Annotated in this window: 15 protein-coding genes; 3 read left to right on the top strand and 12 right to left on the bottom strand. The window is 65.2% G+C overall.

Annotated elements, in window-relative coordinates:
* Positions 1 to 2 precede the first annotated feature (2 nt).
* The 3 genes from J2X54_RS09590 to J2X54_RS09600 are packed head-to-tail and all read left to right on the top strand — an operon-like array spanning position 3 to position 3150.
* Positions 3 to 1073, top strand: coding sequence for a histidine kinase (locus J2X54_RS09590; protein ID WP_310180055.1), 1071 nt, complete (start codon positions 3 to 5; stop codon positions 1071 to 1073).
* Positions 1061 to 1918 carry a LytTR family DNA-binding domain-containing protein gene (locus J2X54_RS09595; protein WP_310180056.1) on the top strand — a complete coding sequence of 286 codons (858 nt, stop codon included), beginning with the start codon at positions 1061 to 1063 and terminating at the stop codon, positions 1916 to 1918. The genes J2X54_RS09590 and J2X54_RS09595 overlap by 13 nt, the downstream gene beginning before the upstream one ends.
* Before the next feature lie 56 nt (positions 1919 to 1974).
* Positions 1975 to 3150 carry an acyltransferase family protein gene (locus J2X54_RS09600; protein ID WP_310180058.1) on the top strand — a complete coding sequence of 392 codons (1176 nt, stop codon included), beginning with the start codon at positions 1975 to 1977 and terminating at the stop codon, positions 3148 to 3150.
* On the opposite strand, the gene J2X54_RS09605 is transcribed toward J2X54_RS09600, so the two are convergent.
* The 12 genes from J2X54_RS09605 to J2X54_RS09660 form a co-directional block, all read right to left on the bottom strand.
* Entirely contained in the window at positions 3053 to 4390 is a 1338-nt protein-coding gene (locus tag J2X54_RS09605) for a glycosyltransferase (protein WP_310180059.1), read from the bottom strand. The two genes, J2X54_RS09600 and J2X54_RS09605, sit on opposite strands and share 98 nt — an antisense overlap.
* A gap of 78 nt (positions 4391 to 4468) precedes the next feature.
* The gene (locus J2X54_RS09610) at positions 4469 to 7003 is read right to left on the bottom strand and encodes a penicillin acylase family protein (RefSeq protein WP_310180060.1); all 2535 of its coding nucleotides are present in this window, start codon (positions 7001 to 7003) and stop codon (positions 4469 to 4471) included.
* Between the two features lie 132 nt (positions 7004 to 7135).
* Positions 7136 to 8074 (bottom strand): LysR family transcriptional regulator, encoded by a 939-nt coding sequence (locus J2X54_RS09615; RefSeq protein ID WP_070247365.1) that lies wholly within the window; start codon positions 8072 to 8074, stop codon positions 7136 to 7138.
* A 65-nt stretch (positions 8075 to 8139) separates the two neighbouring features.
* On the bottom strand, positions 8140 to 9114 hold the full coding sequence (locus J2X54_RS09620; protein WP_310180062.1) for a glycoside hydrolase family 43 protein: 975 nt from the start codon (positions 9112 to 9114) through the stop codon (positions 8140 to 8142).
* 109 nt (positions 9115 to 9223) lie between these two features.
* The gene (locus J2X54_RS09625) at positions 9224 to 11611 is read right to left on the bottom strand and encodes a glycoside hydrolase family 127 protein (protein WP_310180063.1); all 2388 of its coding nucleotides are present in this window, start codon (positions 11609 to 11611) and stop codon (positions 9224 to 9226) included.
* Positions 11608 to 12630 carry an arabinan endo-1,5-alpha-L-arabinosidase gene (locus J2X54_RS09630; protein ID WP_310180065.1) on the bottom strand — a complete coding sequence of 341 codons (1023 nt, stop codon included), beginning with the start codon at positions 12628 to 12630 and terminating at the stop codon, positions 11608 to 11610. Before J2X54_RS09630 ends, J2X54_RS09625 begins: the two co-directional genes overlap by 4 nt.
* Before the next feature lie 106 nt (positions 12631 to 12736).
* Positions 12737 to 14287, bottom strand: coding sequence for an alpha-N-arabinofuranosidase (locus J2X54_RS09635; protein WP_070247369.1), 1551 nt, complete (start codon positions 14285 to 14287; stop codon positions 12737 to 12739).
* A gap of 13 nt (positions 14288 to 14300) precedes the next feature.
* Positions 14301 to 16265 carry a glycoside hydrolase family 97 catalytic domain-containing protein gene (locus J2X54_RS09640; RefSeq protein WP_310180068.1) on the bottom strand — a complete coding sequence of 655 codons (1965 nt, stop codon included), beginning with the start codon at positions 16263 to 16265 and terminating at the stop codon, positions 14301 to 14303.
* A 1-nt stretch (position 16266) separates the two neighbouring features.
* On the bottom strand, positions 16267 to 17034 hold the full coding sequence (locus tag J2X54_RS09645; RefSeq protein WP_310180070.1) for an SDR family oxidoreductase: 768 nt from the start codon (positions 17032 to 17034) through the stop codon (positions 16267 to 16269).
* A gap of 74 nt (positions 17035 to 17108) precedes the next feature.
* Positions 17109 to 18689: an aldehyde dehydrogenase (NADP(+)) gene (locus J2X54_RS09650; RefSeq protein ID WP_310180072.1), complete on the bottom strand. Its 1581-nt coding sequence runs from the start codon at positions 18687 to 18689 to the stop codon at positions 17109 to 17111.
* Positions 18686 to 19678 carry an AraD1 family protein gene (gene araD1, locus J2X54_RS09655; protein WP_310180074.1) on the bottom strand — a complete coding sequence of 331 codons (993 nt, stop codon included), beginning with the start codon at positions 19676 to 19678 and terminating at the stop codon, positions 18686 to 18688. The genes J2X54_RS09650 and araD1 overlap by 4 nt, the downstream gene beginning before the upstream one ends.
* 163 nt (positions 19679 to 19841) lie before the next feature.
* Complete coding sequence (locus J2X54_RS09660) at positions 19842 to 21587, bottom strand: IlvD/Edd family dehydratase (protein WP_070247374.1); 1746 nt, start codon at positions 21585 to 21587, stop codon at positions 19842 to 19844.
* Positions 21588 to 21645: the final 58 nt, after the last annotated feature.

Below are 21645 nucleotides of genomic sequence, written 5' to 3' on the forward strand. Positions count from 1 at the left end.
CCATGTCCGATTCCCGCACCCGCATCAACCTCGCCATCGCCTGGCTGCTGTTCTGGAGCCTGATGACGGCCACCGCCATCCAGGAATACCTGCGCAGTGGCGGCAGCCAGTTGTGGCAGCCCATCGTTTGGGAGACAACGTCGTTCCTCGTCGTGACCCTGCTGCTCACCCTGCAACGTCGTTACACCCGCCGCTACGATGCGCTGGTAGGATCACCGGTGCGCTGGTTCGCGCGCCAACTGGTGTGGCTGCCCGTGTACTGGGTGGCGTTCACGCCACTCGCCTTTGGCATGCGTCACCTGCTGTACTGCATGGCGGGCGATGTGTACACCCACGGCGCCTGGCCCGAGGTGCTGCTGTACGAGAATGTCAAGATGACGGTGTTCTTCTTCATCTTTGCCACCATTACCTTCGGCATCCTGTCGTACCACGCCATGCTCGCCGAAAAGCTGCGGCTGGAACGGGTGAACGCCTCGCTGCGCGAAGTGCAGCTGCTGCGGCTTACCCAGCAATTGCAACCGCATTTCCTGTTCAACGCCCTCAACACCATTTCGTCGCTGATGCACACCGACGTGCACCGCGCCGACGCCATGCTGGTCCAGCTGGCCGACGTGCTGCGCGCCACCCTCGACGTGGGCGAACAGCACCAGGTGCCGCTGTCCACCGAACTGCGCCTGCTGCGCGGCTATGCGGCGTTGATGGCCGAGCGCTTCGCCGACCGCGTGAGCATTGCCTGGCACGTGGACGAATCGCTGCTGGACTGCCCGGTACCGGTGATGAGCCTGCAGCCGCTGCTGGAAAACATCTTCAAGCACACGGTGGAGCGGCGCCGGCAACCGACCGCGATTGGCATCGCGGCGCACCGCGAGGACGGGCTGCTGGTGTTGCGGGTGGAGGATAATGCCGGTCAGCTGGCGACTGCGTGTGACGACGGCGCTGGCGTTGGCGGCATCGGCGTGCGCAACCTGCGCGAACGCCTGGCCGCCGGTTATGGCGCCGGCGCGACGTTCAACCTGGTCCAGCTGGCGCCTGCCGGTGTAAGGGCGGAAATGCGGCTGCCATGCGTGTCCTGATCGTCGACGACGAGCGCCCGGCGCGCGACAAGCTGAGGCGCCTGCTGGAGCAGGAACCGGACATTACCGCGATCGGCGAGGCGCGTGACGGCGTGGACGCCCTAGAACAACTGCCGGTCTTTGCACCCGATCTGCTGCTGCTCGACATCCAGATGCCGGAAGTGAGCGGACTGGAAGTGGCGGCCTCGCTGCCTGCGCCGGCCCCGCTGGTGGTGTTCGTCACGGCCTACGACGACTATGCGATCCGCGCTTTCGATGCCAACGCCATCGACTACCTGCTCAAGCCTTACGATTTGCAGCGGCTGCGGCGCGCACTCGACCGTGTTCGCGCACGCTTGCCACAGGCTGCGCAGATGGTGGCGCCGGCGGCAACGATGGGGTTGCCGCCATCCGCGCTGGCCGGCGCCGCAGCTGCCGCAGCGGCAGCGCTGCCTGTCCCCACCCTGCCCGTCCCCGCGCAACTGCTGGTACCGGAACGCGGCGGCATGCGCGTGGTGCGGGTGCAAGATATCCAGTGGATCGAGACGGCCGACAATTACGTGGTGCTGCACACCGCAGACGGCCAGCCGCTGATGCGCCAGACACTGGCCGGCCTGCTCGACAAGCTCGGACCGCGCTTCGTGCGCTGCCACCGCCGCGCCGCGGTGCAACTGGACTGGGTGACCGGCCTCGAAGCGCTGGGCAAGGGCAAGGGCGACGGCGAACTGCTGCTGCGCGGCGGCGCCCGCGTGCCGTGTTCGCGCCAGTTCCGCCACGAGGTGGTGGCGCGCCTGCAAGCCGGCAATGTCAATAATGCCGACTCGCCCCATCGGCATCCCGGTTCGCCCCACGACGCTGGCCCCTGACCGGGCGGCGGCATAAGCTGGCTCCATCGAACCTCGCACATGATTCCGGAGCCGCCATGCACCATCACCAACGCCTGTATTTTCTCGACTGGATACGCATCATCGCCTTCCTGGTGCTGATCCTCTACCACACCGGCATGTATTACGTGAGCTGGGACTGGCACGTCAAAAGCCCGGCCGCCGGCCACGCCATCGAACCGCTGATGATCGTGTCGGCGCCATGGCGGCTGGGCTTGCTGTTCATGATCTCGGGCGTGGCAACCAGCTTCATGCTGGGCAAGCTGAAAGCGCCAACCTTGATGGCCCGGCGCAGCTGGCGCCTGCTGGTACCACTCGCCTTCGGCATGCTGGTGATCGTGCCGCCGCAGTCGTACTTCGAGGTGGTGGAAAAAATGGCCTACCAGGGCGGCTACGGCGATTTCCTGAAGCTGTACATGACCAGCTACCCCGGCTTTTGCCGGGCCAACGACTGCCTGGCCATGCCGACCTGGAACCACCTGTGGTTCGTGGCCTACCTGTGGGTGTACACGATGGTGTTTGCCGCACTGGCCTGGCTGGCCGGCAGCCGCCTGGCAGCGCTGTCGAACCTGGTGGGACGCCTGCTGGCCGGCTGGAAGCTGGTGCTGTTGCCGGTGATAGCGCTGGTGGTGGCGCGCTTCACGCTGGCCGAACATTACCCCAGCACCCACGCCCTGGTCGGCGACTGGTACAACCATGCGCAATACTTTTACCTGTTCGCGCTGGGTGCCCTGCTGGCGGGCCAGCAGCGCGTGTGGCAGGAAGCGGACCGACTGCGCTGGACCAGCCTGGGCCTGTGGCTGGGCAGCTGGGCCATCCTGGTGGTGTGCTACAGCATGCCGCACGAACTGATGCACAGCCCCGCCGTGGCGCCGTGGCGCCCGCTGATGGGAGCGATCTACTGCCTGAACCAGTGGGTGGCGGTGCTGACCGTGTGCGGCTACGCCCACCGCCACGTGACCGGCGACAGCGGGGCGCGACGCTACCTGACCGAAGCGGTGTTCCCCGTATATATCCTGCACCAGACCCTGATCGTGACCATGGCCCACTGGCTCAAGCCGGTGCAGCTGGCCCCTTTGGTGGAAGGCGCGGTGCTGGTGACCCTGACCGTGACCATCAGCTTTGCCGTATTCGAGCTGGTGCGCCGGGTGGCGTTGCTGCGGCCGCTGTTCGGGCTGGGCAGGATACGCCAGGCAACGCTGGCGCCTCGTTGACCACCTCCACGGCCAGTTCGGCAGCCAGTTCGACGGTCAACTCGGCGGCCACGCCGGCCAACACCTGTGCATAGACTGCCGTCAGGCACCGCGCCACGCTGCGCCAGGTGTAATGGCGCTGCGCGCGGCGCCAGCCCTGCACGCCGAGGCTGCGCGCCAGCACCGGGTTGGCGTGCAAGGCGGCCAGCCGGTTGGCCAGCGCCACCGGATCACGCGGCGCCACCAGGTAGCCGCTTTCGCCATCGACCACCATGCCGGCGCTGTCCTCCCCCGTCCCCGCCACCGCCGCGCCAATCACCGGCGTGGCACAGGCCATGGCGCCCAGCACCGCCATACCGCCGCCGTGCTGGTGCGGGCTGGCGATGCACACGTCGGTCGCGCTGTACCAGTGGCGCAGCGCCGCCACCGGCTGCGGCCCGGCGACCATCAGCGCGACATCGAGCCGCTGCGCCATGTCGCGCAAGTGCTGCAGCTCGTGCAAAGGGCCGGGGTCGCCGGGCGCGGCCGTGCCCACCACCAGCAACCGTGCCGACACGCCGTGCCGCCCGGCCAGTTGCGCAATACTCTCGATGGCGGTGTCGACGCCGTGGCCGGCCGCCAGCCGGCCCACGTGCAACGCCAGCAACGCCCCCTTGGGCAGTCCCAGCAGCCCACGCGCGCGCAGCCGGACCGGCCACAGCATTGCGGGATCGAAACCGCAGGGCACGATGTCGATGCGGGCGGAACCTGTGCCGGGCTGGACTTGCAACGCGTCGCGCTGCTGCCGGCACGGCACCAGCACGCGGTCGGCATCGACCAGCAGTTGCTGGTGCAGGGTGACCGCTGCGCCGCCGGCCTGCGTCGGTGCCGGCGACGGCGCTCCTTGCAGGCTGACGACATAAGGCACACCGAGCGTACGCCGCAACTGCTGCGCCGCGCTGGCGGACACCAGGTCGCAGGCATGGGCGATGTCGTAGCCGCCACGCTGGCGCCGCGCAAAACCCACCAGGAAGCGCCCGAACTGCTCGAGCTGGGGTTGCATGGGGCCCGCCGGCACGTGGATGACGCGCACGTTGGGCCGCCAGTACTGGACCTGGGGCTGCTCGATACGGTCGCGGCGGGTGAAGATATCGACCTGGCAGCCGAGCGCGCCCAGTTCGGTTCCGAGCTGGGCGACGTACAGGCCGGGGCTGTCGCAATCGAAGCTGGCGGCAACGGCCAGCGGCGAGGCGTGGCAACTGATGAGGGCAATTTTTAGCATGGCAGAACTCCTGGTTATAGCAATTGGAGTTCCGGGCACCCGTGCGGTTCCGGCCGCGTGACCGCTATTAGATATGGATCAAGGTCTGCGGAAATTCAAGGTGTGCACAGGCGGCCCCGGCAGCAAGGGCGTGGGCCGCCCCGCCACCCAGTCGCTGCGACCGTCGAGAAAGTACGGCGACAGCGGATGGCCGCTCTGGCCGCCCGGCATATTGAACACGCCTTCCTGCTCACGCCCCGGCATCACCGTCAACCGTTCGGAGGCGCCAAAGGTTGGGCCGGCTACGCGCGGCATGTGCTGGTCGCCGGCCAGCATGTCGGGCGGCACTTTCAGGTAGCGCCCCAGCAGCGGAATCGCAGCGGCCATCGGATGCGCGCTGGCGGCGGTGTTGCGCTGGCCCCAGGTGGCGTCGGCCAGGCTGCGGCCGTCCCGGGTCAGGTCGGCGATCACGCGGTCGAGCGCCGCCAGTTGCAGCGCCTGCCAGCTGGCGTACTGCGGCGGCAGCCAGGCCGGCGGCTGCGCATCGAGCAGGCGCGCCACCGCGACCGGCCAGCGCGAACTGGCCGCCGCCATGCCGGCCTTGGGATCGAGCGTGGCCAGTTGCTGGTCGGCGCCGCCGTACAGGATGTCGTACAGCGCATACAGGTAGCCCCGGGTGAGACGGTACGCCACCGAATCGACGCTGGCATGGCCGGTCCAGGTGGAGCGCAGCAATGCCAGTGCCTGCGCGCGCGCCGGCTGGCCGGCCACCGCCTGCGCATCGAGCGCGGCGATGGCGCGGTCGCGCCACGGCGCCAGGAACAGCGCGCGGTCGTCGAGCGCCACCGCGTACACCTTGGCGACGTCGGTGCGCGCCCCGAGGGCGCTCAAGCCAGCGCGCACCTGGCGCGACCGCGCGCCGAGATCGAAACCGCCATCGCCCAGCAGCGCGGCGCCGGCGCCGTTCAGCTGGCGGCTGTTGGCGGTAAACAGCTGGCCGCCGGCCGGATCGACCACTTGCGGATACTCACCCGCCGCCAGCCAGCCCTGCCAGGTTACGTCACCAGCCGGAGCGTCGCCGCGCAGCGGATAGCTGGCGTCCGGCGCGTTCATGGCGCGGCGCGGAATGCGGCCGGCAATGGTCCAGCCGATATGACCCGCGCTGTCGCCGGCCACCATGTTCTGCGCGGGGATGCCCAGCGTGGGCGCCAGTGCCAGCGCCTGCGCCACCGTGGCGACGTCTTCGAGCAGGTGCGCGCGCACGTTGACGGCGCCCGGCTGGTGTGCGGCCCAACGCACCGCGTAGGTCGTGCCGGCGGCGTCGCGCAGCGGTCCGAGCGACGTCTCGCGCACCACCAGCGTGGCATCGGGTTCGCCCTTGACGACGATGGTTTCGCGGTGGACTACCGGCGTTTCCCAGCCGGCCGGTGTGCGCACCTGGTGCGGGTGCGCCGGATCTGCCGCAACGGCCACCAGGTCCAGGTAATCGCCATAGCTGTTGGTAAAACCCCATGCCACCTGGCCGTTGCTGCCGACCACGACGACCGGCGCGCCGGGCAGCGTCACGCCCACCACGCGGCGCTGTCCACCCTTCCCGTCCGGGAACTGCAAGGCGGCGCGGTACCAGATCACCGGCAGTTGCAGGCCGAGGTGCATATCGTTGGCGACGATGGCGGCACCGCTGTCGCTGCGGCTGCCGGCCACCGCCCAGTTGTTGCTGCCGACAGTGTTGAGCCAGGCGGCGGAGGGTTCAGCGGCGGCAGCGATGTCAGCTTCGGACGGTTCTTCCAACCACGCGGCTGACGGTTTGGCCGACGGTTCGGCCCAGGGCGCGGTCGAGGACGAGGCCAGGGCGACGCGGCGCGCCGCCTCCTGGCCCGGCGCGCGCGGCCGGCCCCACCATGGCGGCGCACTGGCCGGTATCGGCGCCTGCTCGCCGATAACGGCTGGCGCATCGAGCGGCGCATCCCATTCGGTGTATGCCGGCGCCAGGAACGCCCGCTGGGCTTGGTCGGTGTGCTCGCGCAGCCAGCCGCGCGCCAGTTCGCGCGGCAGCTGGTTGCCCTGCAGGTCGAAATACATGGCCCAGATCACCAGCAGCGAATCGGCCGCGCGCCACGCACGCGGTGCGGCGCCCGTCAGCACATACTCGAACGGTCGCGCTGTCAACGCATTCAGGCCGGCATTGACGCCGTCGGTATAACGGTCCAGCAGTTGCCGGTCGTCGGCCGGCAGCGCGGCCAGCGCCAGGTCGGCGCGGGCGCGCAGCCGGTGCAGCCGGTGGGCCTGGTCGGTGGGCAGCGCGCGCGGGCCGAACAGCTCCGACAACTCGCCGGCCGCCACCCGGCGCAGCAGGTCCATCTGGAAGTAGCGCTCCTGGGCGTGCACGAAACCGGTGGCATACGCCACGTCGAGCCGGCTGGCGCCGCTGATCACCGGCACACCGTGGACATCGCGCGCCACACTGGCCGCACCTTGCAGGCCGGGCGCCTCCTGCGTGCCGTCCAGCGCTGGCAGACTGGCGCGCAAATACAACCAGCCGCCGGCCACCGCCAGCAGCGCCAGGACCGCCACGCCCAGCACCATCCTCGCCGGCCACTTCCACCACCGCTTTTGCCGCACCTCGTTGCCCATACATCCCCGCGACCGTGATTGGTAATCCGGCCAGTGTGCCAGAGCCGCGCCGGACGGGCAATCACGTCAGAGGCCAAGTTGCTGTTCGATGCCTTTGCCAGTTTCGGCCGGGCCGCTGGCTGCGGCCATCGGTCAGTAAATCTCGCGCGCCACTTCGCGCACATAGCGCAGCAGCAGCTGCGCCCCTGGCGACATCAGGTGGCCATCGACCATGATGATGCCGTAGGCGTCCATCCGGCACGGCAGTTCAATCGGCAAAATCTTCAGCACGCCCTGGGACTCGTAGTACTGCGCCACCGCCACCGGCATCACGTTCAGCGCGTCGGTCTGCTGCAGGAGCGGCTTGATCATCAGGACCGCCGTGGTGTCGATCACGTTGAACGGCACTTCCAGCCCGGCGCGGCGGAACATCAGTTCGCAGCGCGCGCGCAGGATGCTGCCCTGCGGCGGCAGGATCCACGGCTGCGATGAAATGTCGCGCAGCTGCAGGTTGCGGGCAGAGAGCAGCGGATGGCCCGGACGCACCACCGCGCACGCCGGCTCGTCGCCCAGCTCTTCGTAACTCAGGCCCTGGGCGCTCTGGCGTTCGGGAATCCGGCCGATCATGAAATCGAGGCGGCCGCGCTGCAACTGCTCGAGCAGCACGTTGGACTGTTCCATTTCGACGCCGATGCGCAGGCGCGGCGCGGCCTGCTTGGTGCGCGTGATCGCCTGCGGCAGCAGCGCAATCCCCGGCGTCATGATGGTGCCGATATCGACCTGGCCGGCCAGGCCGGCCTTGATGGCGACGATGTCCTCGTGCGCCATCGACAGGCTGGTCAGGGCCATGCGGGCGTGGCGTATCATGGTTTCGCCGTAGATGGTCGGCTCCATGCCGCGCGGTAGACGGTCGAACAGCTGCACGCCCAGCATTTCTTCCAGGTCCTTCAACTGCTTGGACGCGGCCGGCTGCGTCATGTGCAGCTCTTCGGAGGCGCGGTGGATGTTGCGTTGTTCGTCGAGTGCGATCAGCAGCAGCAGCTGGCGCGTCTTGAGGCGTGCGCGTAAAAACCAGTTCGGGTTAGTTTCCATAGGAAAAATGATATCACAAACGGTATAGATTTTTAGTCAACACCGCTTGTTTCGATATCACTCGTTCACTTGCTGCAAGCAGGACTGGGGTTGGCCTGTGGCCCGTCCGCGGTCTGCTTGATGTACGGGATGGTGCCGTCGGCGTTGTACGTGAACTCTTCCACCGCCACCGAGCGCCGGTACTCGCCGCCGCCAGGCAGCTTGTCGTTGTGGTACACGATGTACGACTTGCCGTTGAATTCGATGAACGCGTGGTGGATGGTCTTGACCACTTTGTTTTTTGACATGATCACGCCGCGATAGGTCCACGGGCCGGTGGGGCTCGGGCCGGTCATGTACGCGGTTTCTTCCGGAAACTCGCGCGAGTACGACAGGTAGTAGATGCCGTTGCGCTTGTGCAGGTATGGCGCCTCGGTAAAGCGGTCCATGCCCACGGTGACGATCGGACCATCGAACTCGGTCATGTTCTTTTTCAGCCTGGCGTATTTCAGTACCGTGTTGCCCCAGTACAGATAGGCCTGGCCGTCGTCATCGACAAACACACCGGGGTCGATATCATCCCAGGCGATCGGCGACTCCCTGGTCATGTCGTTCGATACCAGCGCCGAACCGCGCGCGTCCACGAACGGGCCTTCCGGCTTGTCGGCGACCGCCACGCCGATGGCGCGGCCGGGAATGGTGGCGTGATCGACGGTGGAATAGAAGTAGTACTTGCCATCGCGCTTGACGATGTCCGAGGCCCAGGCATCGACTTTACCGATCGCCCACTTGAAGGCGGACGGCTTGAGCGGCACGCCGCGGTCGGTCCAGTTCTTCATGTCGCAGCTCGAGTACAGGCGCCATTCCTTCATCACGTAGTCCTTGTCCTTGGGCGTGGCTTCGTCGCGGCCCACGTACAGGTAGGCCACGCCGTCTTCCACGAAGGCGGCAGGATCGGCGGTGAAGATCTTGGGGAACAACGGATTGGCGGCATGCGCCACGGTGGCGCCAGCAAGGGCCAGGCCAGCAACGATGATGGTAGTGATGTTTTTCAGCTTCATATTCAACTCCTCAGTCTCCGAATGGCACGTACTTATAGTTCGTATTTATCGAACAAATACTAAGGGCTGAGGAAATATCTATCCAATCATATTTTGCGCATGTTCCATATCATTTCGGGTATGACCGCAGCAGCCGCAGGCCGTACAGGCCGCCCGCGACCGATCCGGCCCTGGCCACGAACTTCACCACCAGCTTGCCCCTGGCCGCAGCCACCAGCGTCGGCGGCAACGGATAGTCGACCGTGTAAAACGGTTGATCGGCCTGGTCGCCCAGCACCACTTGTGCCAGCAGTTCGCCATTGACCAGGATGTCGAACTTGCGCCCGGCGTCGCCCTTGGCGTAGGTCAGGCGCAGCGTGCGCGCCTCCGCTTTTTTGTCGGTGAGGTCGTAGCTGAACCAGCCGGTCGCATGGCGCCAGTGCCTGCCCTGGTTGATGCCGGCGTCGCCGCCGTCAGACTTGAAGAAGTGGTCGGACTCGGGTTGCTGCTCGCCCGGCGCCACCTGGTCGATGGTCAGCGCGTTCAACGCCAGCCGTTCCTTTTCACCTTCGGCAGCCCTGGCCTGCATGGCCTGAAGGTTGGCCGGCGTGGAATACGGCCAGTACATCACGTAGCGCGCATCATGCAGGCGGAAGAACGGCATGAAGACCACGCTGCCCGCGTCCTTGCCCTGGACTAGTCCCGGCGCCGTGAACGTCAGCGGGTGACCCGGCACCGGCTTGAAGCGGTCCATGAAGTCCTTCGTGTCGCTCACCAGCGTGGGCGCCGACTCCAGCGGGCACACGGGGCCCGAGGCGATATGGCCCATGCGCGAGTCGTCGGCCAGGAAGCTGAGCTTCTCACCCGCGATCGGCGCGGTTTTCGCGGCCAGCACGATGGGACCGTGCAGCACGGCATAGTAGTTCGATTTGTCCGGCATCTGTTCCAGCCAGGTCGTCATCGGCAGCTTGACTTCCACCTTGTCGCCGCTCTGCCATTGGCGCTCGACGCTGACGTAGCTGTCGGCGCCAGGCTTGGCGGCTACCGCGCGCCCGTTGATCGTCACCTGCATGGCGCCGCGCGCCACCCACGACGGGTAGCGGATCTTCATGGCGAACTTGCCGTTGCCAGTGACCGTAATCGTGCTGCGGTCCTGGTCCGGGAACTGGCTGGTTTGCGTGATGGTGAGGTTCTTCTCTTTCCACTTGAGCGTGGACGGGATGAACAGGTTGACGTACAGCGCATCCTTGCCGTGGGCGTAGATGAATTCACCGTACTTGGCGTGGCTCTCGATACCGGACCCTACGCAGCACCACATGCCCTGGTCCACCTGCGAATACACGCGGTAGTGATTGGGGCGCATCGGCGTGAAGTAGACGAATCCGCCCGTATTGGGCCGCTGCGACGACAGGATGTGGTTGTACAGCGCACGCTCGTAGTAGTCGGTGTACGAACCCCTGGCATCGCCGAGGAACAGCAGCTCGGTGAGCTTGAGCATATTGTAGGTATTGCAGGTCTCGGGCCCCTCCACCTCGTCGATCATCGACGTAAAATCGTTGGAGGCGTGGAAGTGCTCCTTGACGCTGTTGCCGCCGATTGCCACCGTGCGATGGTCATGCACGGTCTGCCAGAAGAACTGCGCGGCCTGCTGCCAGTCGCGCCGGCCGGTCATGTCGCCGATGCGTTTGAAGCCGATCACTTTCGGAATTTGCGTGTTGGCGTGCAGGCCGGTGAGCTTGTCCTGCTTTTCTTCGAGCGGGCGCAGGACGGCCTGGTGCGAAAAGCGCACCGCCAGGTCCAGGTACTTTTTCTGGCCCGTCATCTCGGCCACGTCGGCCAGCACCTCGTTCATGCCGCCGTGCTCCGCGCGCAGCATGTTCTGCATCTGTTCATCGGTCAGGTGCGCGCTCAGTGCCAGCGCCCAGTCGGACATGGCGATCAGCATCGTGCGTGCGTCCTCGTTGCCGGCGTATTTGTATGCGTCGCGCAGGCCCGCGTACACCTTGTGCAGGTTGTACCACGGTACCCATTTGCCGTTGACCGAGAAGTTATCGGCCTTCATTTCACCGCGCGCGATGGCCTGCCACACGGCGCTGCCCTCGGGGATGCCGCCGAGGTAGCCATTGCCGTTCTTTTCCTGGCAGCGCTTGAGCTGCGCCACGAAGTAATCGAGCCGCAGCTTGACTTCAGCGTCACCGGTGGACGCAAACATCAACGCCAGCGCCGACAGGTAATGGCCGCCCATGTGGCCATCGAGACCGCTGGACTCCCAGTTGCCGTAAGTCGGCTTTTTGAGCGGCAGGCCAGCCTCGCGCAAAAATGGCGCCAGCAGGCGGTCCGGGTCCATCTCCATCATGTAATGGAGGTCGGTCTGCTGCGCTTCCAGGAACGGGCTGGTGCCCAGGCGTACGTCCTGCAATGGGAACAGCTTTAATGGCGCCGCATTGACGATACCGGCGACGGCGCTGGTGACAGCGATCAGGGTGACGGCAGCCAGCCGGCGAAGTCGGGGTTTCATTTGGCAGGCAGCAGCACGCTGCGATACTTGTTCAGGTCCGCCTGGTCCACGGTCGGCCAGCCGCTCTTGTCCCATTTCATTTCCATGATTTTCAGCTTTTGCAGGTAGTTGTCCGCCCTCTCGTACGCGTGCAGCACCAGGTAGTCCTTGCCGTCCATGGTGTAGGCGCTGTTGTGGCCCAGTCCTTTCCAGTCCTTGTCGCCGGCGATCAAGAGCGAGCCGCCGCCCTTGACCATGTCCACGCCTTGCTGGTCCAGGTACGGCCCCTTGACCGACTTCGAGCGCCCTACGACGACGTGATAGGTGCTGTCGGCCTTCTTGCAGCACAGGCCAAAGGAGGCGAACAAATAGTAATAACCGTTCTTTTTGAAGATGAACGGCGCTTCGATTTCGGCGGGACCGGCCGACTCGCCGGCCACCTTGTCGCTGCGCGGGCGGGCGGCAATCGCGTGCCACTCCTGCGGTTCGGCCAGGCCGGTCCATTCTTTATTGAGCTTGACCAGTTTCAGGCCGCTCCAGAACGAACCGAACGACATCCAGGCGTCGCCGTTTTCATCTTCGATCACGTTCGGATCGATGGCGTTCCAGTCGTCGCGCACCGGCACCGATTGCAGCACCATGCCCTGGTCTTCCCAGCGGTAGTCGGGCGAGCGCGGATCGAGCGTCTTGTTGACGGTAACGCCCATGCCGGAAGTATTTTTCCCGAAGCCGGAGACCGAATAATATAAATAGTATTTACCGTTGTGATGCTGGATGTCCGGCGCCCAGATATGGTCGTCGAACGTCGGCGCGGCGCGCCTGGCCCACGTGGGCTGGCCGGCAAACACGCGACCTTCCGGCTTCCAGTGTTTCATGTCCTTGGAGCTGTAGAAGGTGATACCAGGGCCGGTGGAGAAAACGTAAAAGGTATCTCCTTCCTTGGCCATCACGGGGTCGTGGACGCTGACTTCTTTGGCGGTCGCTGGAAGGGCTGCCATGGTGGCGGCAGCGAGAATGATCGAGGAGATGAGAGACTTCATTGTAACCCTAGACGTAAAATTTCGACCTCCCCGCGCAGGCGGGGACGCGCACGGACACCAGCCGCGCTGGCCTTACGGCGCGCGCAGCCGGTGTCCGCCATGGCGCTTACTCCACCGCCACCACGATCACCGCTTTCGACGGGATCTTGATCGTCAGCTTGCCATCGGCGCCGGCACTCGCGCTGAACGGTACAGGCTTGATGGTGTCCGGCGCCTGGAAGGTGTTGTGGGTGTCGAGGGCCGGTGCGGTCAGCACGCGTCCCTTGACCGACTTGATCGCGACACCCGGAACATCGACCGCCACTTCGGCTTCCTGGTTCGGATTGGTGTTCACCAGTGCCAGGTACAGCTTGCCGTCCTTGGCGCGCGCGGCGGACGCACTGATCTCAGGAATGCTGCTGCCGTTGTACGAGTACTGCGGATTGTCCTTGAGCGTGATCGGCAGCGACGTCGCATCCTGGAACGGCACGTACATATGGTAGGCGTGGTAGGTTGGTGTCAGCAGCATCTTGTCCTTGTCGGTCAGGATCATCGCCTGCAGCACGTTGACCATCTGCGCGATATTGGTCATGCGCACGCGGTCGGCGTGCTCGTGGAAGATGTTGAAGTTAAGCGCCGCCACCACCGCGTCGCGCAGCGTGTTTTGCTGGTACAGGAAACCGGCGTTGGTGCCCTTCTCCACGTCGTACCAGGTGCCCCATTCATCGACCAGGAAGCCGATTTTTTTCTCGGGGTCGTTGCGGTCCAGGACTTCGACATTTTTCTTGATCATGCTGTCGATCTTGAGGGTGTTCGACAGGGTCGAGAACCATTCGGCTTCCTTGAAGCCGGTGGCCGCGCCCTTCACTTCCCACTTGCCGGTCGGGATGGTGTAGTAGTGGAAGCTGATGCCGTAGGTCTGCTTCTTGGCCTCGCGGCTGATCATGTCGGTCCACGTGGTGTCGTAATCGTTGCCGCCGCTGGCGATGATTTGCGGGCGCAGGTGCTTGGGCGCGCGCAGGAAGGTTTCGGTCTGCTTGTACAGGTCCGTGTAGTAGCGCGGCGTCATGTTGCCGCCGCAGCCCCAGGCCTCGTTACCGATGGCGAAGAAGTCCACCTTGAATGGCTTGTCGCGGCCATTTTTGCGGCGCAGTTCGGCCAGCGTCGATTTGCTGTCGGAGGTCATGTACTCCACCCATTCCGACATTTCCTGTGCGCTGCCGGTGCCCAGGTTGCCGTTCACGTAGGTGTCGGCGCCCAGCTGCTCGGCCAGGTCGAAGAACTCGTGGGTGCCGACAGCATTCGATTCCTCCACGCCGCCCCAGTTGGTGTTGACCTTGACCGGGCGCTTTTCGCGCGCGCCGATGCCGTCACGCCAGTGGTATTCGTCGGCGAAGCAGCCGCCCGGCCAGCGCACCAGCGGCACGTGCATTTCCTTCAGCGCGCCGATCACGTCGTTACGCCAGCCACGGGTGTTGGGGATCTTCGATTTGGGGCCGACATACATGCCTTCGTAAATGCCGGTGCCCAGGTGTTCGGCAAACTGGCCGTAGACGTTCTTGTTGATCACCGGGCCGGGCCTGGTGGTGTCGATGGTGACGCTCACTGGCGCGGCATAAGCGTAACCGCCGGCGGCGATCAGGCACAGGGTGGCTACGGCGTGTTTGATAGGGTTCATACGGGTCTCCTGGTTACTGTTTTTTTGTTATTACGAAGCCGCCATGCGGCTTGATGGTGACTACTGCTTTCTCGCCGGCGTCAATGCTGCGCTGGCTGAAACTGGCGGGGTTGCCGGTGACGGCTTCCCCATCGCTGATGATGCGCGCCGCGCCGCTGCCGGCGAACGACAGGTCGAGCGTGAGCGTTTTGTCTTCCCCGGTGGCGTTGATGCCGGCGATATACCAGGTGTCGCCGGCGCGGCGCGCGATCACCGCGTACTTGCCAGGGTAGCCATCGACGTAGCGGCTGTCGTCCCAGCTGCGCGGCAGTTCACGCAAGAAGTCTTTTACGTAGGCCGGCGCGGTCGCCATGCCCTCGGGACGCTCGGCGAAGTGCTGGATGCCGGAGACCATCAGCACCGACGTGGCCAGCTCGAAGCCGTTGCTGCTGGTGCGCTTGATGTTGGGAATGTCGCCGAATACCATCGGCGTAAAGTCCATCGGATCGAACAGGTTGCGGGTAAACGGCAGCATGGCCACGTGGGTGGGCATCGCATCTTCATCCTTTTGCTCGAAGCTGGTGAACTCGAAGCCCTTGACCGATTCCATCGTCATCAGGTTGGGCCAGGTGCGGTGCCAGCCGCGCGGCAGCGTGGAACCGTGGAAGTTCACCAGCAGGCCCGCCGCCGCCGCATCGTTGAGGATATCGACGTAATACGCCATCATCGCCTGCGAGTCGCCGTTGAAGAAGTCGATCTTCACGCCCTTGATGCCCATGGCGCGGATGCGCTTGAATTCAGCCACTCGCTGCTCGTGGGTGAGCAGCTTGCCCTTCGGTGAATACTTGGTGCCGTTCCACGGGCCGGACGAGTTATACCAGAGCAGCAGGCCGACGTTTTTGGTGGCGGCGTAATCGGCCAGCTGCTTCACCTTTTCGTAGCCAATTTTCTGGTCCCAGTCGGCGTCGATCAGGGTGTAATCCCAGTGCATGTCGGCCGCGTAGTCGATGAATTTCTTCTGCACGTCATACACCGTGCCATCGTCCTTGAGCAGCGCCCAGCTCCACGACGCGTGGCCCGGCTTGACCAGCCGCGCGTCGAACTTGATGGCGGGCGCCGCCAGGTCGGTGCCCAGCGTGGAGTTGGTGACGGTGGCCAGCGATCCGAGCGCAATCAGGCGCCATGGCGTGGTCAGCGTGCCTGCCACGTCGGCCAGCAAGCCCTTGCCGCCATAGGCTTCGGCCGGCATCGGATTGCCGATGCGGTACACCCCATCCCTGGAGTTGGCCGCCAGGCGCGAAGCCTGGTAGCTGCCGTCCATACCCGCTTCGGACAGCGCGACCCAGGTCTCGCCGCTCTGGTACAGCGCCGGGAATACCCAGCCGGCCGGCGACGGCGACGTCGTGCCCACCGCGATGTCCATCCGGTAATGCTCTTCGTAAGAAGGATTGGTGCGCTCCCAGCCGGTTTGCGCCACCGACATCGGTTGCAGCCAGGCCTTCGCGCCCGCCGGGAACGCGAACGTGGTGCGCTCCTGCACCAGCGTCTTGCGCGGCAGCGATGGTTCGGCGACAACGTAGCGGAAGGCCACGCCGTCGTTGGAGACGCGGAACACGATGTCCATCTTCTGGTTCTGTGCATTCTGCACGGTCCAGGTTCTTTCGTTGGCGCGGTAGCTGATGTCGCGCTTTTTGCCGACCGCCATGCGGTAGTCGTCGGTGATCGCTTTGTCCTGCGACGCGTTCGTGATCGTCAGTGCGCCGGACAGGTCGGCGCCCTGCAACTGCAGGCCCAGTGCCGACGGCAGCAGTACCGGCTTGCCATCGCGCGCGACGGTGTACATCAACGGCTTGCCGGTCCTGGCGATGACGCTGACCGTGACGTGTCGATCGGGGCTTGCCAATACCGTCAGCTTCGTATCACTGGTGGGGCTGAGTGCCATGGCACCTGGCGCGGCCATCACGCCAACCGCGAGCGCGGAAATGAAATTCTTCACCATGTTAAACCCATCCTCCATCGACAATGAATTCCTGCGCCGTGCACATGGCGCCGTCGTCGGCGGCCAGGAACAGCACCATCGACGCGATATTTTGCGGCATCAGCTTGGTGGGCAGGCATTGGTTGCGCTTGATATCCTGCTCGCCGGCGTCATCGAGCCACAGCTCGACCTGGCGCTCGGTCATCACCCAGCCCGGCGTGACGGTATTGGCGCGGATGCCGTGGGCGCCGAACTCGCGGGCCAGGCCACGCGTCAGGCCATGGGTGGCCGCCTTGGCGGTGGCATACACGGGATAGCCGGCATTCTTGACCTGCCACGAGATCGAGCCGACATTGATGATGGCGCCGGCGCCCTTCTCCCTCATGCCGTTGAAAACGGCCTGGCAGGTGAAGAACATCGGGCGCTGGTTGATCGCAATGCGCTGGTCCCAGTACTCGACGGTGACATCTTGGGTTTCGTGGCGCTGGTCGTTGGCGGCGTTGTTGACGAGGATGTCGAAGTCGCCGATGGCGCCCGCCAGTTCGGCCATGGTGGCCTTCAGGGCCGCGATATCGGTGATGTCGCACGCGCGGAACAACGGCTCGGGGTAGCCGGCTTCCTTCACGCGCCGGCACAGGGCCAGGCTGGGGTCGCGGGCGATGTCGACAAAGGCGACTCTTGCGCCCTGCTCGGCGAACGAGATCACCATCGCCTCGCCGATGCCGGTGCCGCCGCCGGTAATGAATACACGCTTGCCGCGCAAGCTGGGGAACTTGGCCAACTGGGTCATGCAGTCTCCTGAAGTTTAGGCTTGCGCCTGCGCCTGCGGCCCCGTCTAGGCGGGGCTCGCAGTTTGCATCTACATCATTTGCGGGTCAGCTCACCGTCGCGGCGACGCCAGCCTTCCGTACCGCTATCGCGCAGCACTGCCGGCAACAGCGTCTGCGGCAGGTTCTGGTACGACACCGGGCGCAGGAAGCGCACGATGGCGCCGGTACCGACCGACGTGCTACGGCCGTCCGACGTGGACGGGAACGGGCCGCCATGGACCATGGCGCTGGCCACTTCCACGCCGGTCGGGAAACCGTTGGCCAGGATGCGGCCCACTTTGCGTTCCAGCACCGGCAGCAACGCGCGGGCGGCGTCGATGTCGGCGTCGTCCAGTTGCAGGGTGGCGGTCAGCTGGCCTTCCAGGTTTTCCGTCACTTGCAACAGCTCGGCCACGTCGCGGCACGCCACGACCAGCGAGGCCGGTCCGAAGATCTCTTCGCCCAGTGCATGCTGCGCCAGGAACGCCGCTCCGGTGGTGACGAACAGCGCCGGCGCGCCCTTGCCTTCTTCCTGCGGCGCCAGCGCCACGGTGGCAACGTTCGGCTGATCCTTGAGCTGCGCCACGCCGCGCTGGAAGTTACCGGCGATACCGGGCGACAGCATGGTCACGGCCGCGCCGCCAGCCAGTGCTTGCGCAGCGGCGCTGGTGAAGCGATCGAGCTCGGGACCGGCCAGGGCCAGCACCAGGCCGGGATTGGTGCACATCTGGCCCACGCCCAGCGTGAGCGAACCGGCGAAACCGGCGGCAATCTCTTCGCCTCGGTTGGCCAGTGCGGCTGGCAGCAGGAATACCGGGTTGATCGAGCTCATTTCCGCATACACGGGTATCGGTACGGGACGTGCGGCAGCGACTGCCATCAGCGCCATGCCGCCAGCGCGCGAACCGGTAAAGCCCACAGCCTTGATCGACGGATGGCGTACCAGTTCCTGGCCGATGGCGTTGCCGGCGCCGGTCAGCAGCGAGAACACGCCGCCCGGCAAACCGCACATCTCCACCGCCCTGGCCACCGCGCGGCCCACCAGCTCGGACGTGCCGGGATGGGCAAAGTGGCCGCGCAATACGACCGGGCAGCCGGCGGCAAAGGCGGAAGCGGTGTCGCCACCGGCCACCGAGAACGCCAGCGGGAAATTACTGGCCGCGAAAACCGCGACCGGCCCCAGGCCGATCATGCGCAGGCGCAGGTCGGGACGCGGTGGCGCGCGGTCGGGCAGCGCGGCGTCGATGCGCACATCGTTCCACGAGCCTTCGCGCAGCAGGTTGGCAAACAGTTTCAGTTGACCGACGGTGCGGCCGCGCTCACCTTCCACGCGACCGCGCGGCAGGCCGGTTTCGGCCATCACGCGTTCGACCAGCGTGTCGCCGAGGGCGACGATTTGCTCGCCCACGGTTTCCAGGAACACGGCGCGCTGCTCGTCGCTAATCGAACGGAAGATGTCGAACGCGGCTTCCGCCGCGCGGCACGCCGCGTCGATCTGGTCATTGTCGACTGCGAAAAACTCGGTCTCGAGCAACTGGCCCGCTGCCGGGTCCCACGCGCGCAGGGCGGCGCCGGTGCCTTTGACGGCCTGGCCTGCGATCAGTGCTGCGCCGGTGAGGATGCTGGTCTCGATCATAGTGCTTTCACTTTCGCCACGGTGGTTTTGTACACGGCCAGCTTGTTGCGCAGTGCCGGGCCAAATTGCGGCGCCTCGATCTCGAAGGTCTCGCCTTCCTTGACCACGATGTTGTCGGCCACGCTCAGGGTAGCGGTGCCGAAGAAGTGGATGTGCACGTCGCCCGCGCGGTTGAACAGCGGGTACTTGAAGTGGTGGTGCTCGAGATTGGCGATGGTGTGCGACATATTCTGCTCGCCACTGAAGAACGCCTTTTCCCAGCGTACCTTGCCATCGACATCGATAATGCGCGACGTGCCTTCGATGTGCGCCGGCGCTGCGCCGACCAGCAGCGCCGGGCCCAGGCCGCACACGCGCAGCTTGGAGTGGGCCAGGTACAGGTAGTTCCGGCGCTCGGTCACGTGGTCCGAGAACTCGTTGCCAATGGCGAAACCGACGCGGTATGGCTGGCCGTCGTCGCCGATCACGTACAGGCCCGCCACTTCCGGCTCTTCGCCGCCGTCGAGCGCGAAGTCCGGCATGGCCAGGTCCTTGCCGCTGGCAGCCACGATGGAGCCGTCGCCCTTGTAGAACCACTCCGGCTGCACGCCAGCCTCGCCGGCGGCAGGTTTGCCGCCTTCCACGCCCATGCGGAACATTTTCATCGAGTCGCTCAGGGTTTCGACGTCGCCGCCGATTTTCTTGTGCATGGCGTCGCGGGTGTCGGCGCTGCCCAGGTGGGTCAGGCCGGTGCCGGTAACGTAGGTGTGGGCATCATCGGTGTGATCGAGTGGCGCCAGCAGGCGGCCGTCGGCGGCAATCGCCGCGAACGACGCAGTGTTGGTGCCGATCGACTTGTCGGCCAGCGCGGCCAAGCCGAGCGATTTACGGATGGCGTCCTGCGCCAGCGCGTAGGTGGTGTTGTAGCCGTCGATGATGCGGACGGTGTCCTGTTCCAGCACGCCGACCTGGCGCGCACCTTGTTCGTTGGTGAATTGGATGAGTAGCATGGAAGTCTCCTGAAATTTTATCTGCCGTGCCGCCGCGGTCACGGCAATCGTTGACCGCTGCTCCGTCGTCCTCGCGCACGCGGGGATGACGACTCAAAGGCTGGCGACTGGGCGGCTAACGACTTTCGGCCCGCCAAGCGCGACGGACCTTAATTGATACCAATTAATGCGAATGACGCGGCACAGCCGAACCACGGTTCCCGACCAGGAAGTCGAAGTCGCAGCCTTCGTCGGCCTGCAGCACGTGTTCGATGTACAGCTGCTGGTAGCCGGTCTTCGGTCCCGGCGCGCTGCCGGTCACACGGACCGCCTGGCGCGCAGCCATTTCTTCGTCGGTGATCTCGAGATTGAGTTCGCCGCCGGCGCAGTCCAGCGTGATCCAGTCGCCATCCTGGACGATGCCCAGCGGGCCGCCAGCCATCGCTTCCGGCGCCACGTGCAGCACCACGGTACCGTAGGCGGTGCCGCTCATGCGCGCGTCCGAGATGCGCACCATGTCTTTCACACCCGCTGCCAGCAACTTCGGCGGCAGGCCCATATTGCCTACTTCGGCCATGCCGGGGTAGCCTTTCGGGCCGCAGTTTTTCATCACCAGCACCGAGTTGGCATCGACTTCCAGGTTCGGATCCATGATGCGCGACTTGTAGTGTTCGAAGTCCTCGAACACCACGGCCTGGCCGCGATGCTGCATCAGCGCCGGGGTGGCGGCCGATGGCTTCAATACCGCGCCGCGTGGCGCCAGGTTGCCGCGCAGGATGCAGATGCCGCCGTCTTTCAACAGTGGCTTGTCCAGCGGGCGCACCACTTCGTCGTCGTAGATCGGCGCATCCTGGCAGTTTTCCCAGATGGTCTTGCCGTTGACGGTGAGCGCATTCGGGTTGGGCAGCAGGTTGCCGTCGCCCATGCGGCGGATCACTGCTGGCAGGCCGCCGGCGTAATAGAACTCTTCCATCAGGAAGCGGCCCGATGGCAGCAGGTCGACGATGGTCGGCATGCCACGGCCCACGCGGGTCCAGTCTTCCAGTTCCAGGTCCACGCCGATGCGGCCAGCGATGGCTTTCAGGTGGATCACGGCGTTGGTCGAACCACCGATGGCGGCGTTGACGCGGATGGCGTTTTCGAAGTTTTCCTTGGTCAGGATCTTCGACAGCTTGAGGTCCTCGCGGACCATTTCCACGATGCGGATGCCCGACATGTGGGCCAGCACGTAACGGCGCGCATCCACCGCCGGAATGGCGGCGTTGTGCGGCAGCGAGGTGCCCAGCGACTCGGCCATGCAGGCCATGGTCGAGGCGGTGCCCATGGTGTTGCAGGTACCGGCCGAGCGCGAGTGCCCTGCTTCGGCGGCCAGGAATTCGTGCATCGAGATTTCGCCGCCCTTGACCTGCTCGTGCAGCTGCCAGACGGCAGTGCCGGAACCGATGTTCTTGCCGTTCAGTTTACCGTTGAGCATCGGGCCGCCGGTGACCACGATGGTCGGCAGATCGACCGAAGCGGCGCCCATCAGCAGCGCCGGGGTGGTCTTGTCGCAGCCAACCAGCAGCACGACAGCATCCATCGGATTGCCACGGATCGACTCTTCGACATCCATCGACGCCAGGTTACGGGTCAGCATGGCGGTTGGACGCAGGTTCGATTCGCCGTTCGAGAAGACCGGGAATTCGACCGGAAAGCCGCCGGCTTCGAGGATGCCTCGCTTGACGTGTTCGGCCAGCTTGCGGAAATGGGCGTTGCAGGGGGTCAGTTCGGACCAGGTGTTGCAGATGCCGATGATCGGTTTGCCCTGGAATTCGTGATCTGGAATGCCCTGGTTTTTCATCCAGCTGCGGTACATGAAGCCGTTCTTGTCATTGGAGCCGAACCATTCGGCAGAGCGCAGCTTAACCTTCTTGTTGTCGTTCTCGGACATGCAAATCTCCTCAGTTATTCTTGTGTGCCGGCTGGAAAATACCAGGCCGGCACAGCGA

It is taken from the genome of Duganella sp. 3397, from assembly GCF_031456625.1.
Classification (GTDB): Bacteria; Pseudomonadota; Gammaproteobacteria; order Burkholderiales; family Burkholderiaceae_D; genus Rugamonas; species Rugamonas phyllosphaerae.

What these genes read in the sequence shown, in the direction of transcription:
- J2X54_RS09590 (WP_310180055.1), top strand. Translation starts at nt 3, where the DNA reads ATGTCCGATTCCCGCACCCGCATCAACCTCGCCATCGCCTGGCTGCTG.
- J2X54_RS09595 (WP_310180056.1), top strand. Translation starts at nt 1,061, where the DNA reads ATGCGTGTCCTGATCGTCGACGACGAGCGCCCGGCGCGCGACAAGCTG.
- J2X54_RS09600 (WP_310180058.1), top strand. Translation starts at nt 1,975, where the DNA reads ATGCACCATCACCAACGCCTGTATTTTCTCGACTGGATACGCATCATC.
- J2X54_RS09605 (WP_310180059.1), bottom strand. Translation starts at nt 4,390, where the DNA reads ATGCTAAAAATTGCCCTCATCAGTTGCCACGCCTCGCCGCTGGCCGTT.
- J2X54_RS09610 (WP_310180060.1), bottom strand. Translation starts at nt 7,003, where the DNA reads ATGGGCAACGAGGTGCGGCAAAAGCGGTGGTGGAAGTGGCCGGCGAGG.
- J2X54_RS09615 (WP_070247365.1), bottom strand. Translation starts at nt 8,074, where the DNA reads ATGGAAACTAACCCGAACTGGTTTTTACGCGCACGCCTCAAGACGCGC.
- J2X54_RS09620 (WP_310180062.1), bottom strand. Translation starts at nt 9,114, where the DNA reads ATGAAGCTGAAAAACATCACTACCATCATCGTTGCTGGCCTGGCCCTT.
- J2X54_RS09625 (WP_310180063.1), bottom strand. Translation starts at nt 11,611, where the DNA reads ATGAAACCCCGACTTCGCCGGCTGGCTGCCGTCACCCTGATCGCTGTC.
- J2X54_RS09630 (WP_310180065.1), bottom strand. Translation starts at nt 12,630, where the DNA reads ATGAAGTCTCTCATCTCCTCGATCATTCTCGCTGCCGCCACCATGGCA.
- J2X54_RS09635 (WP_070247369.1), bottom strand. Translation starts at nt 14,287, where the DNA reads ATGAACCCTATCAAACACGCCGTAGCCACCCTGTGCCTGATCGCCGCC.
- J2X54_RS09640 (WP_310180068.1), bottom strand. Translation starts at nt 16,265, where the DNA reads ATGGTGAAGAATTTCATTTCCGCGCTCGCGGTTGGCGTGATGGCCGCG.
- J2X54_RS09645 (WP_310180070.1), bottom strand. Translation starts at nt 17,034, where the DNA reads ATGACCCAGTTGGCCAAGTTCCCCAGCTTGCGCGGCAAGCGTGTATTC.
- J2X54_RS09650 (WP_310180072.1), bottom strand. Translation starts at nt 18,689, where the DNA reads ATGATCGAGACCAGCATCCTCACCGGCGCAGCACTGATCGCAGGCCAG.
- araD1 (WP_310180074.1), bottom strand. Translation starts at nt 19,678, where the DNA reads ATGCTACTCATCCAATTCACCAACGAACAAGGTGCGCGCCAGGTCGGC.
- J2X54_RS09660 (WP_070247374.1), bottom strand. Translation starts at nt 21,587, where the DNA reads ATGTCCGAGAACGACAACAAGAAGGTTAAGCTGCGCTCTGCCGAATGG.